At 67.9% G+C, this 15,939-nt stretch carries 16 protein-coding genes; 1 reads left to right on the top strand and 15 read right to left on the bottom strand.

What is annotated here, in order from left to right; all coding sequences use genetic code 11:
* Positions 1 to 98: 98 nt before the first annotated feature.
* From N1F91_RS01785 to uxaC, 13 genes are all read right to left on the bottom strand, one after another.
* A complete protein-coding gene (locus N1F91_RS01785; RefSeq protein ID WP_289989697.1) occupies positions 99 to 1,043 on the bottom strand; it encodes an ABC transporter substrate-binding protein in 945 nt (314 codons plus the stop codon).
* Positions 1,044 to 1,192: 149 nt separating this feature from the next.
* Positions 1,193 to 2,803: a glycoside hydrolase family 43 protein gene (locus tag N1F91_RS01790; RefSeq protein ID WP_289989698.1), complete on the bottom strand. Its 1,611-nt coding sequence runs from the start codon at positions 2,801 to 2,803 to the stop codon at positions 1,193 to 1,195.
* An 88-nt stretch (positions 2,804 to 2,891) separates the two neighbouring features.
* Positions 2,892 to 3,953: an L-glyceraldehyde 3-phosphate reductase gene (gene mgrA / locus N1F91_RS01795; protein ID WP_289989700.1), complete on the bottom strand. Its 1,062-nt coding sequence runs from the start codon at positions 3,951 to 3,953 to the stop codon at positions 2,892 to 2,894.
* 42 nt (positions 3,954 to 3,995) lie between these two features.
* Positions 3,996 to 5,408, bottom strand: a complete 1,413-nt coding sequence (gene gndA / locus N1F91_RS01800; protein ID WP_289989702.1) for an NADP-dependent phosphogluconate dehydrogenase — start codon at positions 5,406 to 5,408, stop codon at positions 3,996 to 3,998.
* Between the two features lie 73 nt (positions 5,409 to 5,481).
* The gene (locus N1F91_RS01805) at positions 5,482 to 5,805 is read right to left on the bottom strand and encodes an addiction module antidote protein (RefSeq protein ID WP_289989704.1); all 324 of its coding nucleotides are present in this window, start codon (positions 5,803 to 5,805) and stop codon (positions 5,482 to 5,484) included.
* A 190-nt stretch (positions 5,806 to 5,995) separates the two neighbouring features.
* Positions 5,996 to 6,340 carry a cupin domain-containing protein gene (locus N1F91_RS01810; RefSeq protein WP_289989705.1) on the bottom strand — a complete coding sequence of 115 codons (345 nt, stop codon included), beginning with the start codon at positions 6,338 to 6,340 and terminating at the stop codon, positions 5,996 to 5,998.
* Between the two features lie 13 nt (positions 6,341 to 6,353).
* Positions 6,354 to 7,076, bottom strand: coding sequence for a 2-dehydro-3-deoxy-D-gluconate 5-dehydrogenase KduD (gene kduD / locus N1F91_RS01815; protein WP_289989765.1), 723 nt, complete (start codon positions 7,074 to 7,076; stop codon positions 6,354 to 6,356).
* Positions 7,077 to 7,108: 32 nt separating this feature from the next.
* Entirely contained in the window at positions 7,109 to 7,966 is an 858-nt protein-coding gene (gene kduI, locus N1F91_RS01820) for a 5-dehydro-4-deoxy-D-glucuronate isomerase (RefSeq protein WP_289989707.1), read from the bottom strand.
* A gap of 31 nt (positions 7,967 to 7,997) precedes the next feature.
* A complete protein-coding gene (locus tag N1F91_RS01825) occupies positions 7,998 to 8,774 on the bottom strand; it encodes a FadR/GntR family transcriptional regulator (protein WP_289989708.1) in 777 nt (258 codons plus the stop codon).
* Between the two features lie 7 nt (positions 8,775 to 8,781).
* Positions 8,782 to 10,062: a TRAP transporter large permease gene (locus N1F91_RS01830; protein ID WP_289989710.1), complete on the bottom strand. Its 1,281-nt coding sequence runs from the start codon at positions 10,060 to 10,062 to the stop codon at positions 8,782 to 8,784.
* A gap of 4 nt (positions 10,063 to 10,066) precedes the next feature.
* Complete coding sequence (locus N1F91_RS01835) at positions 10,067 to 10,621, bottom strand: TRAP transporter small permease (protein ID WP_289989767.1); 555 nt, start codon at positions 10,619 to 10,621, stop codon at positions 10,067 to 10,069.
* 90 nt (positions 10,622 to 10,711) lie between these two features.
* Positions 10,712 to 11,677, bottom strand: coding sequence for a TRAP transporter substrate-binding protein (locus N1F91_RS01840; protein ID WP_289989769.1), 966 nt, complete (start codon positions 11,675 to 11,677; stop codon positions 10,712 to 10,714).
* A gap of 37 nt (positions 11,678 to 11,714) precedes the next feature.
* Positions 11,715 to 13,124, bottom strand: a complete 1,410-nt coding sequence (gene uxaC, locus N1F91_RS01845) for a glucuronate isomerase (protein ID WP_289989712.1) — start codon at positions 13,122 to 13,124, stop codon at positions 11,715 to 11,717.
* A 382-nt stretch (positions 13,125 to 13,506) separates the two neighbouring features.
* On the opposite strand from uxaC, the gene N1F91_RS01850 reads away from it, so the two are divergent.
* The gene (locus tag N1F91_RS01850; RefSeq protein ID WP_289989770.1) at positions 13,507 to 13,833 is read left to right on the top strand and encodes a septal ring lytic transglycosylase RlpA family protein; all 327 of its coding nucleotides are present in this window, start codon (positions 13,507 to 13,509) and stop codon (positions 13,831 to 13,833) included.
* Here the strand turns inward: N1F91_RS01850 and N1F91_RS01855 are convergent.
* Together N1F91_RS01855 and N1F91_RS01860 are read right to left on the bottom strand one after the other, a co-directional pair.
* Entirely contained in the window at positions 13,826 to 14,878 is a 1,053-nt protein-coding gene (locus N1F91_RS01855; RefSeq protein ID WP_289989715.1) for a D-alanine:D-lactate ligase-like protein, read from the bottom strand. The two genes, N1F91_RS01850 and N1F91_RS01855, sit on opposite strands and share 8 nt — an antisense overlap.
* Positions 14,879 to 15,065: 187 nt before the next feature.
* Complete coding sequence (locus N1F91_RS01860; RefSeq protein WP_289989717.1) at positions 15,066 to 15,938, bottom strand: SMP-30/gluconolactonase/LRE family protein; 873 nt, start codon at positions 15,936 to 15,938, stop codon at positions 15,066 to 15,068.
* Position 15,939 lies beyond the last annotated feature (1 nt).

Raw genomic sequence — 15,939 nt, forward strand, 5'->3', positions numbered from 1 at the left:
GGCCTCTCGCACGGGTTCGCCCCCGCCGCAAGGCGAGGGCGCTTGTCCGGTGTGGGCGGGACGGCGGTGGACGGGGCGGCGGGTGCCGCCGCCGGCCGCTACTCCATCCAGCTCGTGTCGATCAGCGTCTCGGTGGCCGGGATCTGTTTGACGATTCCGATCTTCTCCAGCAGCGGGCCAGCCTTGGCATAGAAGTCCTGGATGCCGCCGGTCATGAAGGCCTTGTTGGCCGCGGCGTCCTGCCATTCGAGATAGCCCGCAGATTTGCCGAAGGCCTCGCCGGACTGCTTCACATCGGCGCCCATGATCTCGAAGGCCTTGTCCTTGTCGCTCTGGATCATGGCGAGCGCGTCGTAGTAGCTCTTGGCCAGCGCCTTCACCGCATCCGGGTTCGCCTCGATGAACTCGGGCGTGCAGCCGAAGGTGTCCATGACGATCGGATAGTCGAGCGTCGTCGCGATGATCTTGCCGGCATCGGGATTGTCGCGCACCGTCGAGAGATAGGGCTCGTAGGTCATCGCGGCGTCGTTCTGCCCGGCCACGAAGGCCTGCGCGGCGGCCGACGGCTCCAGGTTGACCACGGTCACGTCGTCCAGCGTCAGGCCGTTCTCGTTGAGCATCCATGCCAGAACGAAATAGGGCGAGGTGCCGGGCGCCGAGGCCGCGACGGTCTTGCCCTTGAGGTCGGCGATCGAGGCGATGTCGTTGCGCACGGCCATGCCGTCGGCGCCGTAGGACATGTCGAGCTGGAACAACTGCTTGATCGGCACGCCGGCGGCGTTCCAGATCATGAAGGTCTCGACCGTCGTCGCCGCGCACTGGATGTCGCCCGAGGCGATGGCGAGGTGGCGGTCCTTCTGCGGGATCTTCTTGATCTCCACGTCGAGGCCGTTCTTCTCGAACAGCCCCGCCTCCTTGGCGAGCGTCAGCGGCGCGAAGCCGGTCCAGCCGCTCATGCCGATGGCGACGGAGGTGTTCTGGGCCTGCGCGGCGCTGGCCGCCAGGCAAAGGGCTGCGGCGGCGAGTATCGTTCTTGTGTTCATCGTCCCACTCCGAAGGTTCGGCCGGTTGGCTCCGGCCCGGACCCCGATGGCAGCACAGGCGAGAGACGGGTGTCAATCAAAGATCGACACCCGCTCGCTCGGTCCGTGTGTGCTGCACGCGAACGGTGCAGCCTCGGCCGCCGGGCGTCTCAGCCCGGCCGGTATTCGAAGCCGTCGAAATCGGCGGCCTTCCCCCGGCCACTGGTGTCGAAGGCGGCCATGCCGACGAAGGCGCCGGTGAAGGAGGCGTGTTCGCCGCGCCCGCCTTCGTCGGAGATCAGGCTGGCGTCGAGCACCTCGCCGATCCCGGTCCAGTCGCCGCTGGCGAGGCGGTAGCGGAAGCGCAGCTCCGCGCCGCGCGCCTCCGCGGAGAGCCCGACGGGACCGTCCTCGCCGATTGCCAGCGGCTCCTCCAGACCGAAGGTGAGGCGGCCGTTCTGCCAGTCGCCGAGGCAGGACATGACCTGCAGCACGCGGCCCTTGCCCGGATGCCAGGTGACGGCGAGGAAGTGGAACTTGTGGCGATTGTAGTAGTGCACGAGGCCGGCGGCCTGCTGGTAGGTCTCGGGCGCGAAATCGATGACCGTTTCGGCGTCGAAGTCCCAGTCTTCCTGCCGCCGCGCCACCAGCGCCTGCTCGAACCAGCTGCCGATGGACTCGCGGCCGAAGAGCCTGAGGTGCCCCGGCCGCTGCGACAGCGAGAACAGCCGATCGGGCAGCGGCGTGCGCAGCCACTGGAAATCGAGCGGCAGCGCCGGCCCGTCGAAATCGGTGCGGACCGGCTCCGGCGGGCGCGGCGCGGGGGCGCCGGCGGGCGCTTCGACCTCGAGGGCTGGAACCGGGCCGCCATGGGCGAGCCTGAGCCAGCCGTCTTCGCCCCAGATGCATTTCTGGATCGCCGTCTCGCGGCCGAGCGGCGAGCGCCGGGTGCCGGGAAGCGGTCGCGAGCACAGATGGGTGTGGTAGACGGTGCCGTCGGCCATCTCGACGATCTGGCCGTGCCCGTCCCGCTGCAGCGGCGCGTCGGGCGCGTCCTTGGCGGTGATGAGATGGGTGTCCGGGTGGAGCTCGTACGGGCCCTCGATCCTGCGCGAGCGCGCCATGGTGACGGCATGGTCATAGCCGGTGCCACCTTCGGCGGTGGTGAGATAGTACCAGCCGTTGCGCTTGAAGAGGTGCGGCCCCTCGACCAGCCCGTGCGCGCTGCCGGGGAAGATGTTGCGGATCGGCCCGACAAGCGTTCCGGTCGCCGCGTCATACTCCTGCAAGAGGATGCCGTCGAAGGACGGATGCTTCGGGCTGCCGCCGACGCCGGTCGAGACGTGGCACCACTGCATGTTGAGGAACCACTTGCGGCCGTCGTCGTCGTGGAACAGCGAGGGGTCGAAGCCGCTCGAATTGACGTAGACCGGGTCCGACCAGGGCCCCTCGATCGACGGCGCGGTGACGATGGAGTTGTGCGCGTCCTTGAAGTTGCCCTCCAGCCGCTTCACGTCGGTGTAGACCAGCCAGAACAGCCCGTCGGCATGGCTGAGGCAGGGCGCCCAGATACCACCCGAATCCGGGTTGCCGCGCATGTCGAGCTGGCTCGCGCGGGTGAGCGGCCGCGTGACCAGGCGCCAGTTCACGAGGTCGGTCGAGTGGTGGATCTGCACGCCCGGATACCACTCGAAGGTGGAGGTGGCGATGTAGATGTCCTTGCCGACGCGGCAGATCGACGGATCCGGGTTGAAGCCCGGCAGGATCGGGTTGCGGATCATGGGATGGCTTCTCCTCCAGAAGGCCGGCTGCTCGCCTGTAACGTTACAGAAATACGCCGATAAAAGAAAAGGGGGCTTCGGCGGCGTGCTACTTCCGCGCCGGCCCCTGTCGCTCCGCAGATGCAGCCCAGAGGTTGATGTCGCCCTCGCGGGCGTACAGGTCGATCTCGGCCAGTTCCGCCTCGCTGAAATGCGGGTTCTTCAGCGCGCCCACGCTGTCCTCCACCTGCTCTGGTCGGCTGGCGCCGATCAGGGCCGTCGTCACGCGGGCTCCCGAGCCTTGGGCGCGCAGCACCCAGGCGATCGCCATCTGCGCCAGCGTCTGGCCGCGCCGTCTGGCGATGGCATCGAGCGCGCGGATGTTCTCGATGGTGCGCTCGTTGAGGAAGGCCTGACGCAGCGACTTGCCCTGCGTCGCCCGGCTGCCCTCGGGAATGCCGTCGAGATATTTCGACGTCAGCATGCCCTGCGCCAGCGGGGAGAACACGATCGTGCCGATGCCGAGTTCGGCGACGGTGTCGAGCAGGCCGTCCTCCTCCACCCAGCGGTTGATCATCGAATAGCTCGGCTGGTGGATCAGGCAGGGCGTGCCGAGATCCTGCAGGATCGCGGCCGCCTCGCGGGTGCGCTGCGAATTGTAGGAGGAGATGCCGGCATAGAGCGCCTTGCCGGACCGCACCGCCTGGTCGAGCGCGCCCATGGTCTCCTCCAGCGGCGTCTCGGGGTCGAAGCGGTGCGAATAGAAGATGTCGACATGGTCGAGGCCGAGCCGTTTCAGGCTCTGGTCGAGCGAGGAGAGCAGGTACTTGCGGCTGCCCCATTCGCCGTAGGGACCCGGCCACATGCCGTAGCCGGCCTTGGTGGAGATCACCATCTCGTCGCGATAGCCGGCGAAGTCGGTGCGCAGGATCTCGCCGAAGGCCGTCTCGGCGGCGCCGGGCGGCGGGCCGTAATTGTTGGCGAGATCGAAATGCGTGATGCCGAGATCGAAGGCCTTGCGGCAGATCGCCCGCTTGGTGCGGTGCGGCGTGTCCTCGCCGAAATTGTGCCAGAGCCCGAGCGACAGCGCCGGCAGCTTCAGCCCTGACCGGCCGCAGCGGTTGTAGGTCATCGTCTCGTAGCGGTCGTCCGCCGGTGTCCACTGGGCCATGCGGCCTCCCCCTCGTTCCTGACGTGTGGCTGTTCCTGGCGCTCAGGCGCCCCACGGTCCGTGATGCGCGCCCGGCCGGTCGATCCGCTCGAAGCCGTGCGCGCCGAAGAAGTCGCGCTGCGCCTGCACGAGGTTCGCCGTGCCGCGCCCGGTGCGGTAGGCGTCGAAATAGGCGAGTGCAGCCGATAGCGCCGGCACCGGGATGCCGGCGAGTGCTGCCCGCGCCACGGTGCGGCGAAGCGCAGGCACCGCCTCCGTCATCAGGTCGACGAAGCGCGGCGCCGCCATCAGGTTGCCCGGGGGCGCGCCTTCGAAGGCCTCCGCGATCGTGTCCAGGAACTGCGAGCGGATGATGCAGCCGGCGCGCCAGATCCGCGCGATGGTGGCCATCGGCAAGCCCCAGTCGAACTCCTTCGACGCAGCCTCCATTACGGCGAAGCCCTGCGCATAGGCCGCGATCTTGCCCGCGAGGAGCGCGAGTTCGAGGTCGGCGACCGCCTCTCGGACGATCGCCCGCTCGAAGCCGGTCGTCGGCGTGCCGTAGAGGGACTCCGCCGCCGCACGCTCGTCCTTCAGTGCCGACAATCCCCGCGCGGCCACCGCGGCCTCGATCGCGGTCGCCGGCACGCCCATCATCTGCGCCTCGATCACCGACCAGCGGCCGGTGCCCTTCTGCCCGGCGCTGTCCACGATCACGTCGACCATCGGCCGCCCGGTCTCGGGATCGGCCGCTGCCAGAACCTTTGCCGTGATCTCGATCAGGTAGGATTCCAGACGGCCGCCGTTCCACTGCTCGAACAGCCGCGCCATGGCCGCCGTGTCGAGCCGCGCGCCGTCGCGCAGGATGCCGTAAATCTCGGCGATCATCTGCATGTCGGCATATTCGATGCCGTTGTGGATGGTCTTGACGAAATGCCCGGCGCCGTTGCGGCCGAGCCAGGCCACGCAGGGCTCGTCCCGGTATCTCGCGGATATCGCGGTCAGAACGTCCCTGACGCGCAGCCAGGAAGCCTGCGTGCCGCCGACCATGATGGAGGGCCCGTGGCGCGCCCCTTCCTCGCCGCCCGAGACGCCCATGCCGATGAAGGTCAGGCTCGATCCTTCGAGTTCGGCGAAGCGCCGCATCGTGTCGCGGAAGTTGGCGTTGCCCGCGTCTATCACGATGTCGTCGGCCGACAGCAGCGGCCGCAGCGCCGCGATCTGTTCGTCGACGGCAGCGCCGGCCTGCACCATCAGGATGATCGGCCGCGGCGGCCGGATCGCGGCGACGAGGTCCTCGAGGGTCTCGCATGGCACGATGCGGTCGGAGAGCGCGCCGGCGGTCGCGGCGAAGCTGCGCGTCTTCTCCGCCGTGCGGTTCCAGACCGCGATGCGGTAGCCGTGCTCCGCGATGTTGAGGGCCAGGTTCGAGCCCATGACGCCGAGCCCGATCAGTCCGATTTCCGCCTGCTGCATGGTGCGTGTGTGGTCCGGGAGTGGAGGGAGGACGGGCGAGAGAGCGAAATGATGGACCGGTATCGGAACGCGGTCAACGCATCCGGCCGAGCTTGCTGCCGGTCTGTTCGCATTCGCCGATCTCGACGTCCAGTCGGATGTCGAGCGCCTGCGTCACGCGCAGCAGGGTCGACAGCTTGGGATCGCCCTCGCGGCTCAGCGCCCGGTAGAGCGCCTCCCGGGCGAGGCCGGACCGCCGCGCCACCTCGGTCATCCCGCGCGCCCGCGCGATGATGCCAAGCGCATGGGCGATCTCCGCCGGGGAACCGTCCGCGAAGGCACGCGCGAGCAGCCGTGCATGCGCCGGCTCGCCGATCCCGCGTCCCGCGCTCGCTGCTGCCTCGGCCCTCGCAGGCATGTCGTCTCTTCCCGGACTGGAGTGCTGGTCTGCGCCGGCCCCATACAGCCGGGACCCTCGCCGCAATTCCCGCAAGCTCCGCCGCTTCCCGCGAGGTCAGGCAGATGCCAGACCTCGTCGGCCGCGACGGTGTTTGCGGTTGCTGCTCTTCCAAATTCCCTGGCTCCCCCATTGTTCCGCCACGATGCGGTCATGAAGTCTGCGGGAGGAAGTCCTGGCGGGCCGGCGTGAAGCTGTCGACCAGCAGGCCGGGCTCCAGCGCCCGCACCCCGTGTACCGCGCTCGACGGCACGATGAAGCTCTGGCCCTTGGACAGAACCTCCGTCACGCCCGAGATCGTCACCTCGAAGCGGCCCTCGGCGACATAGGACGCCTGGATGTGCGGATGGTTGTGCAGCTTGCCGACCGCGTCCTTCTCGAAGGCGAATTCCACGATCATCAGCTGGTCGTTGTGGGTCAGGATGCGCCGCCGCACGCCTGGATCGGTCGGGGTCCACTGGTCTTCGGTCGGCCGGATGAAGAGTTCGCTGTCCATCGTCGTCTGTCTCCTATCGCGCCAGCCAGCCGCCATCGACCGGTATCACGGCGCCGTGGACGTAGGTTGCCGCATCGCTGGCGAGGAACACCGCCGTCCCGCCGATGTCGGACGCCTGGCCCCAGCGGCCGGCGGGGATGCGCTTCAGGATGTCCTCGCGGCGCACCGGGTCGGCGCGCAGTGCCTCGGTGTTGTTTGTCTCGATGTAGCCGGGCGCGATCGCGTTGACGTTGATGCCCTTCGCCGCCCATTCGTTGGCGAGCAGCTTCGTCAGGCCGGCCAGCCCACTCTTCGACGCGGTGTAGGAAGCGACCCGGATGCCGCCCTGGAAGGAGAGCAGTGACGCGACGTTGACGATACGCCCCGACCGTCCGGCGGCGAAGGACTTTCGCGCGAAGGCCTGGCAGAGCAGGAAGACGGACTTCAGATTGACGTCCATCACCGCGTCCCAGTCATCCTCCGAGAAGTCGACGGCATCGGCGCGCCGGATGATGCCGGCATTGTTGACCAGGATGTCGATCGGCCCGTGTGCGTCCCAGGCAGCGTCGAACGCCGCCGCGACGCGGCCCGTGTCGCCGAGGTCGGCGGAAATCTCCCGAAGCGTCCCGCCCGCGGCCTCCACCGCCGCCCGGGTGCCGGCCATCGAGGATCGCCCGACCGCCAGGATTTCCGCGCCGGCCTCGGCCAGCGAGATCGCGATGCCCTGGCCGATGCCGGTGTTGGCGCCCGTCACCATGGCCCGGCGCCCCGTCAGGTCGAAGACGTTCTTCAACGAAGGTCTCCCATGCCGACGGGATCGACGTCGGTGTAGTCGACATTGTCGCCGGCCATCGCCCAGATGAAGGCGTAGTTCGACGTTCCGGCGCCCGAATGGATCGACCAGCCCGGCGACAGGATCGCCTCCTCGTTGCGCACCACGAGGTGGCGTGTCTCGTCCGGCTCGCCCATGAAGTGGAAGACGCAGGCATTCTCCGCCAGGCCGAAATAGAGATAGGCCTCCGAGCGCCGGTCGTGCACGTGGCAGGGCATGGTGTTCCAGACCGAGCCGGTCGCGAGCTGAGTCATGCCGACGACGAGCTGGCAGGTCCTTGCGCCCTCCGGATGCACGAACTGGAAGATCGAGCGCTCGTTGGACGTCTCGCGGCTGCCGAGGTCTAGCCGCTTGGCGTCGCCGATCTGGATCGTCCGCGTCGGGTGAGCCTGGTGCGCCGGCGCGCTGAGCAGATAGTATTTGGCGGGATCATTCGCATCGTCGGAGGCGAAGGCCACGTCCTGCGCGCCCATGCCGACATAGATCATGTCGCGCGCGCCGAGCACGAAACGCTCACCCTCGACGGTGACCGCGCCGGCACCGCCGATGTTGACGGCGATCAGCTCGCGCCGGTCGAGGAAGGCCTTGGTGCCGGTCGGCTTGATCGCCTCCAGCGCGAGCGGCGCGTCCGTGGGCAGGGCGCCGCCGACGATCATCCGGTCGTAATGCGTGTAGGTCAGCGACACGAGGCCGGGCCTGAACAGGTCGGGGATGTGGAAATTGTGCCGCAGCTCGTCGGTGCCCATGGCGGCGCCAGTGGCGGGGTCGATCGCGAAACGCGACGAAAACTCGGTGTTGCGGAGGGACTGTGTCATGAACTCTCTCGTGCTGGCCGCGTCGCGTGCGTCACGACCGGTGGGGGCGGGAGGCGGAGGCGATGGACGCCGGATCGAAGCCGGCGAGACGCTCCCGGTAGCGTTGCTGGCTGGCGGTCAGGTGCGCGCGCATCGCGTCGCGGGCCGCCTGGCCATCTCCGGCGGAGATGGCCTTGATGATCTTCCAGTGCTCGCGCTGCAGCCCCACCTGGTACTCCACCGTCAGCACGCTTTCGGTGCCCCAGGGCGAGGCGACGTCGCAGGGGATGGTTCGGCTGCCGAGCGCGTCCAGCACCTCGACGTAGAAGGGATTGTTGGTGGCCGCCGCAATGGCGCGATGGATGGCGAAATCCGACTTGCCGGTCGCTTGCCGCGCACCGAGCTGCCGGTCGAAATCCGCATAGGCCTCGTAGATCCGGGCCTCCTGGGCGCTGTTGCGGCGTTGCGCGGCGAGCCCGGCGGACTCGATCTCGATGCCCATGCGCACTTCCAGCACGTTGAGCGCGTGGCTGATCTTGTTGCCGACCTCGGCCGAGATCAGGCTGAAGGCGCTGGCCGGCTGCTCGACGACGAACACGCCGGCGCCCTGGCGCGGCTCCACCAGGCCGTCGGCGGCGAGCGCGGCGATCGCCTCGCGCACCACGGTGCGGCTGACGCCGTAGGTTTCCGTCAGGCGGCTCTCGGTCGGCAGCTTCTGGCCGGGGACGAGCGCGCCCGTGATGAGCTGCTGGCGCAGCTCGGCCACCACCCGGTCGGCGAGCTTCGGCCGGCGTTCCGGCCGGACCTCCTGGAGGATGGGCTCGCTCATCGCCCCCTCACCTGAACGCGCCCGGCAGCCAGAGCGACAGTGCCGGGACGTAGGTGACGAGCCCGAGCACGACGAGGCCGGCGCCATAGAACGGCCAGATCGACCGCATCGCCGTCCAGACGCTGATCTTGCCCACCGCGCAGGCGACGAACTGCACCGCCCCGACAGGCGGCGTGTTGAGCCCGATGCCGAGGTTGAGGATCAGGATGACGCCGAAATGCACCGGATCGATGCCGTAGGCCTGCGCCACCGGCAGGAAGATCGGCGTGACGATGATGATCGTCGGGCCCATGTCCATGAAGGTGCCGAGGACGAGCAGGATCAGGTTGAGCAGCAGCAGGATGACCAGCGGGTTGTCGGACACCGCGTTCATCGACGCGACCAGTGCGGCAGGCACCCGCAGGAAGGCCATAAGCCAGGAGAAGGCGGCGGCCATGCCGATGATCACCAGCACCATCGCGGTGGTCCGCACCGCCCCCATCGTGGCGTGGACGAAGCCCTCCCAGGTCATCTGGCGGTAGACCAGCACGGTAACGAGGAGTGCATAGAGCACCGCGATGCAGGAACTCTCGGTGGCAGTGAACACGCCCGAGCGGACGCCGCCGAAGATGATGGCGATCAGGAGCAGGCCGGGCAGCGCCACAGCGAAGAGGTGCAGTGCCATTGCGAAGCCGGGGAAGGGCTCGGTCGGATAGCCGCGCCGCCGCGCCACGACATAGGCGGTCAGCATCAGCGCCAGCGCCAGCAGCATCCCGGGGATGATGCCCGCGGTGAACAGGTCCGCGATGGATATCTGGCCGCCGGCCGAGATCGAATAGATGATCATGTTGTGCGAGGGCGGGATGAGCAGCGCGATCAGGGCCGACATGGAGGTGACGTTGACGGCGTAGTCGGCGCCGTAGCCGCGGGCCTTCATCTGCGGGATCATCAGCCCGCCCACCGCGGCCGCCTCGGCGACCGCCGATCCGGAGATGCCGCCGAAAAGCGTTGCCGTCACGATGTTGACCTGGCCGAGACCGCCGCGCACGTGGCCGATCAGCGAGGCCGCGAAGGCGACGATCTTCTGCGCGATGCCGCCGCGCACCATCAGGTCACCCGCATAGATGAAGAAGGGGATGGCGAGCAGCGAAAAGACACTCATGCCGGAATTCAGGCGCTGGAAGACGACCAGCGGCGGCAGGCCCATGTAGAGCACGGTCGCGAAGCTGGCTACGCCGAGGCAGAAGGCGATCGGCGTGCCGGTCAGCATCAGCGTGGCGAAGACGCCGAAGAGGATCCACAGTTCCATCGTCTCAGGCCCTGGTGCTTGCGGGAATGTCGGCGTTGTCGATCTCGGCGGCGACCTCGGCCGGTAGCTCGTCGACGTCGTCCAGCGGCACGCCGGCCAGCCGCTTCACGATGCGCTCGGCCGCGAAGATGACGATCAGGATGCCGCCGCCGACGACCGGGAAATAGTCGTGCGCCCCGGTGATACCGAGGGAGGGCAGGGTGGTGTTCCAGGTCAGCGCCACGAGCTGCGAGCCGTACCAGACCATGCCGATGCCGAAGGACAGGATGACGACGTCCGAGATCATGCGCAGCACGCGCTTGCCGCCCTTCGGCAGCACGTAGAGCAGCACGTCGAAACCGAGGTGGAAGTTCTCGCGCACGCCGACGGCCGCGCCGAGGAAGATGAACCAGCTCATGACCATGACGGCGCCCGGTTCGGTCCAGCTGGGCGAATCGTTGAGCACGTAGCGGCAGAAGACCTGCCAGGCGACGAAGGCGGTCATGGCGACCAGTCCGGCGCCGGCGGTCCAGAGCGCGGCCTGGCTGAGCAGGCCGAGGAGGCGGGCTATCCCTGCCAGTCTGTTGTCGGATGAAGCGGACACAGCGGCCCCCATGGATGCGGAAATGCCCCGCCAGGCCTTGTGCCGGGCGGGGACGGCGGTTCCGGCCTACTTCGTGGCCTTGACGTCCTCGACCATCTTCTGCAGCACCGGATCGGTGACGTGCTTGGCGTAGACGGGCGCCATGGCGTCGATGAAGCCCTGCTTCTCCGGCATCGTGATCATGGAGCCGGCTGCGATGACCTTGGCCTTCGACTTCTCAACGCTCGCCGTCCACAGCTCGCGCTGCTTGGCGACGCTCTCCTTGGCGGCTTCCTTGAAGATCGCCTGGTCTTGCGGCGTCAGCTTGTCCCAGGCGGCCTTGTTCATCACGAAGACCTCGGGAAGGATGGTGTGCTCGTCGAGCGAGTAGTGCTTGGCCACCTCGAAGTGCTTGGCGGTGTCGTAGCTCGGATAGTTGTTCTCGGCGCCGTCGATGACGCCCGTCTCGATGCCGGAATAGACCTCGCCATAGGGCATCGGCGTGGCGTTGGCGCCGAGAGCCGCGACCATGTCGACGAAGATGTCGGACTGGATGACACGGAACTTCATGCCAGCCAGGTCGGCCACCGAATTGATCGGCTTCTTGGAGTTGTAGAAGGAACGCGCGCCTGCGTCGTAGAAGGCGAGTGCCACCAGGCCGGCCGGCTCGAAGGCAGCCTTGATCTGGTCACCGATCGGGCCGTCCATGACCTTGTGCATGTGGTCTTCCGAACGGAAGATGTAGGGCAGCGCCGGAACGATGCTTTCCTTCACGGTGCCGTTGAAGGGCGCCATCGAGACGCGGTTGAGCTCGATGACGCCGGAGCGCACCTGCTCGATCGTGTCCTTCTCCTGGCCGAGCTGTGCGGAGTGGTAGACCTCCACCGCGTAGCGGCCGTTGGTGCGCTGCTTGACCAGTTCGCCGAAGTACTTGACACCCTCGACGGTCGGGTAGCCGTCCGGGTGGGTGTCGGACGACTTCAGCACCACCTGGGCATAGGCCGCGCCGAGCATGGCGACGGAGAAGGCCGCCGCAGCGGTCAGTGTCCTCATCAGGTTCATGGTTTCCTCCCTGTTTCCTGACATTTCCTCAGAGCCGGTAGGCGGTCTTCGCCAGCCGGTATGCGAGATCGTGCGCGAGTTCGGCCGCCTCCTCCTCCACGAGCAGGCCCGCGCGGACCTGTTCGGCGAGGAAGCCGCAGTCCACCCGCCGCGCCACGTCGTGTCGCGCCGGGATGGACGGGAAGGCTCGCGTGTCGTCGTTGAAGCCGACGGTGTTGTAGAAGCCGGCGGTTTCGGTGGCGGCGGCGCGGAAGCGCTTCATGCCCTCCACGCTGTCGAAGAACCACCAGGCCGGGCCGAGCCGCAGGCACGGGTAGACGCCGGCAAGCGGCGCGAGTTCGCGCGAATAGACGGTCTCGTCAAGCGTGAAGAGGATGATCGTCAGGCCGGTCTCCATGCCCACCACGTCGAGCATCGGCTTCAGCGAGTCGACATAGGAGGTGCGGCGCGGGATGTCGAAGCCCTTGTCGCGGCCGTGGCTGGCGAAGACCGATGCCGAATGGTTGCGCCAGGACCCGGCGTGGATCTGCATCACCATGCCGTCCTCAACGCTCATCCTGGCCATTTCCGTCAGCATCTGGGCGCGGAACAGGTTGGCATCGGCCGCACTTGCCCCGCCCCGAGCCACGCGGGCAAAGAGAGCGGCGGCCTCGGCAGGCGAAAGATTGGCGGTGTCGGCTGTCGGGTGTCCATGATCGGTCGCGGTGGCGCCGAGTTCGCGGAAGAAGGCCCGCCGGCGCCGGTGCGCCTCCAGGTAGCCGTTCCAGTCGCCGGTGTCGCAGCCGGTGATTTCGCCGAGCCGGACGAGATTGTCGGCGAAGCCCTCGAACTCGGGATCCACGACAGCGTCGGGCCGATAGGTGGTGATCACGCGGCCGGTCCAGTCGGCATCGCGGATCTGCCGGTGCCACTGCAGCGGGTCGAGCGCGCCTTCGGTGGTGGCGATGGTCTCGATGTTGAAACGCGCAAAAAGCGCACGGGGACGGTAGGCGTCGGTCGCCAGGCACTCGGCGATGCGGTCGTAGTAGACATCGGCGGTCTTGTCCGACAGACGGACCTCCATCCCGAAAAGGGTCTCGAAGGTGTGGTCCAGCCACAGCCGCGTCGGCGTGCCCCGGAACAGGTGATAGTTCGACGCGAACAGGCGCCAGATGGCGCGTCCGTCGGTCTGCGCCACGCGGCCGTCGGCGCGCGGCACGCCGAGCGCGTCGAGGCCGATGCCCTGGCTCACCAGCATGCGGAAGATGTAGTGGTCGGGAACGACGAGCAGTTGCGCCGGATCCGGAAAGGCCGCGTTCTCGGCGAACCAGCGCGGGTCCGTGTGGCCGTGCGGGCTGACGATCGGCAGATCGCGGACGCTTCCGTAGAGCGCGCGCGCCAGATCCCGTGCTGCGGAATCGAGCGGAAACAGCCGGTCGTCGTCGAGCAGCGCTGCCACCTGGCCTAGTCCTCCCTGGACCCTTGGGCGCCTGTTGCCGACGCCTCTGGCCGACTTGGTAAGGCAGGCTAAGGCAAGGTGTCAATACAAGTTTGAAAAGTCATATGATGAATTTTTCGCAGGCATCCCTGCTCCGCGCCGAGGGTCAAGCCGCCCCGCTTTTCGGTGCCCACAAGCTCATCCGGCCATGAGAATGAATCTCGCCGACAGGCAGGTGAGAGACCCGATGACTCTGTGTAGTATTTCGTGAGGACTCAAAGAGTGACCCGCAGCTTTGCCTCGAAGGGTATCGAAGGCCACAATCACGCTATAGCGAGCCGTCCCATCGAAACAATCGGAGCATCCCCGAAGAATGGGACATCGACTGAACGCCGCCGCGGCCATGATCGCGGCATCCCTCGCCTTGTCTTTCTCCACCGGAACCGCTTCCGCCCAGTGTGGCGCCGCGTCCTGGTATGCGCTGACGTCCAAGACCGCGTCGGGCGAGCGCATGAATCCTGCGGCCATGACCGCCGCCCACCGCTCCCTTCCCTTCGGCACCAAGATCAAGGTCGTGAACAAGGCCAACGGCAAGTCCGTCGTCGTGCGCATCAACGACCGCGGTCCTTTCGCGCGGGGCCGGGTGCTCGACCTGTCGAAGGCCGCCGCCCAGAAGCTCGGCTTCATCCGCGCCGGTCACACGCCGGTCTGCATCGCCAAGGTCAGCTGAACCGCCGCGCGGCCGTCTCGGCGATCGCTTCCGGAAGCGACAGGTTCCACTGGCGGCCGCAATAATCCCGGAAGTCGAAGCAGGGCAGGCCGGGGCAGACTTCGAATTCGAGGAGGTGGACGGTGTCGTCCGCCTCGACGCGAAAATCGGCCGAGAACACGTCGCGCAGACCCAGGTGCGCCATCAGCCTTTCGCAGAGGCCGCGGATGACGGCATCCGCGCCGGGCTGGCGGCTGGCCACGCTGACGATCTGCGGCTCGGCGTAGCGTCCGTCGGCCCGCGCCGCGCTGCCGGTGTCGCCGTAGAGCGCAAGACTGTCGGTCATCGTCTGGAAGTCGCCGCCTGAATCGACGAACACCACGCCCACCGCCTCCGGTCCGCAACCCGGCTCGACGGCCAGGAAGCTCGCCCGCACGTTCCGTCCCGGAACGTAGCGCTGGATGATCGCGTCGTCGCGGTAGTGGTCGTGGATGCGGCGGCTGATCTCCAGCGCCTCCTCCGGCGACCGGCAATGCGAATCCGGCCAGATCCCGATCTTGGCGCCGAGCCTGTTCGGCTTGACGAAGTAGCCGTTCTCGGCGGCGGGCGGCGGCACGATCCAGGTGCCATTGCGGGCGAGGCCGGCTTCGGGCGCGGGCATGCCGAGCGCCCGCAGCACGGCGCCGGATCTGAACTTGTCCTGGCACAGGCCGAACAGGGAATCGTCGGCGCCGAACACCGGCAGGCTGTCCAGCCGCGCCATGGCGGGCGCGGCGCCGCCGCGGAAATAGGCGATACCGTCGGTCAGCGTCCAGACCAGCGTCGTCTCCGGATCGCAGGCTCCCATCAGTCGCGGCAGGTCATCGAGCGCCAGCGGGACGAACCCCATTCCGCGGTGCCGGCATTCGGCCTCGATCGCGTCGAACTCGGGCGCAATGTCGGTCGCCTGCGCCAGATATGACGAAATCTCGAGCGCCCGCTGCGGCGGAAAGCCCTGCGCCGCGAGCCGCAGGCGGCAGGCCTGTTCGGGTTCGTAGACGAGTTTCAGGATCGGCGTCTTCCGCATGGAGCCCCCGGCGGGCGTGCCAGATGCCGCCCGAAGCCTTCGATATGTCTGTTCGGACGACCGGCCGCCCATGGCGGCGGGATCGGTCGGCGCAGACTATCGACAAAGCGCGCGAATGCGCAATTCCGGCGAGAGGGCCACAGCAAGAAAAACCATCTTCCACCGCGGGCACCGTGACCCGCGACGGTCAGGAAAGCGCTACGCGCGGGTCGAACCGGCCACGCATCGGCAGGTCGAGCAGGAAGGTCCGGCCGGCCAGCGGCTCGCGGGCAAGGTCCCGGCCGCGGGCGGCGGAGGTGACGATCATCCGCTCCGCCTTCGGGCCGGCGAAGGCAGGGCAGGTCGACTGGCTCGCGGGCAGGGCGATGGACTTCAGCCGCTCGCCGCGCGGGCTCCAGGCGTCGACCGCGCCGCCCGCCCAGCGGGCGTTCCACAACACGCCGTCGGCATCGACCACGGACCCGTCGACGTAGCCCTCCCGGCCGCGCCAGTCGACGAAGACCTCCGGTTCGCCGAGCGGCAGGCCGCTGACCGGATCACAGGACACCTTCATCAGCAGGCCCGTCGGCGTGTCGGTGAAATAGGCGATCGTCCCGTCCGGCGAGAAGCAGATCGAGTTCGGCACGGTGATGTCGCCGTAGAGCTTGCGCAACTCGCCCTTGAAGAACCAGTATATGGCGCCTGCGGCCTTCTCCTCGCGCTTCGACATGGTGCCGATCCAGAACGCGCCGCCGGGATGAACCCTCGAATCGTTCGATCGCGTCGTCTTGTCCCCGGCCTCGAGCGGCGTGTGCAGCGTCAGCGTGCCGCTCTCCGCATCGCGCAGATGGAGCCCGTCTTCCGCGACGATCAGCTGGCGCCGCTCGTCGACGAAGCCGATCGCGCTGGCCATGAAGGGCAGGGCGTGGACCACGGTCCGGCCGTCCGGAAAGGCTCTCTCCAGCAGCCTGCAGCCCTCGATGTCGAACCAGAACAGCTTGCCGCTCGCCGGATCGTAGGACGGTCCCTCGCCCAGCGTGCAGCCAATGTCGCACAGCACCGTGTAGCCGCCGTCTTCCATG

The sequence above is a fragment of the Aquibium sp. ELW1220 genome (assembly GCF_030398385.1).
Taxonomy (GTDB): Bacteria; Pseudomonadota; Alphaproteobacteria; order Rhizobiales; family Rhizobiaceae; genus Aquibium.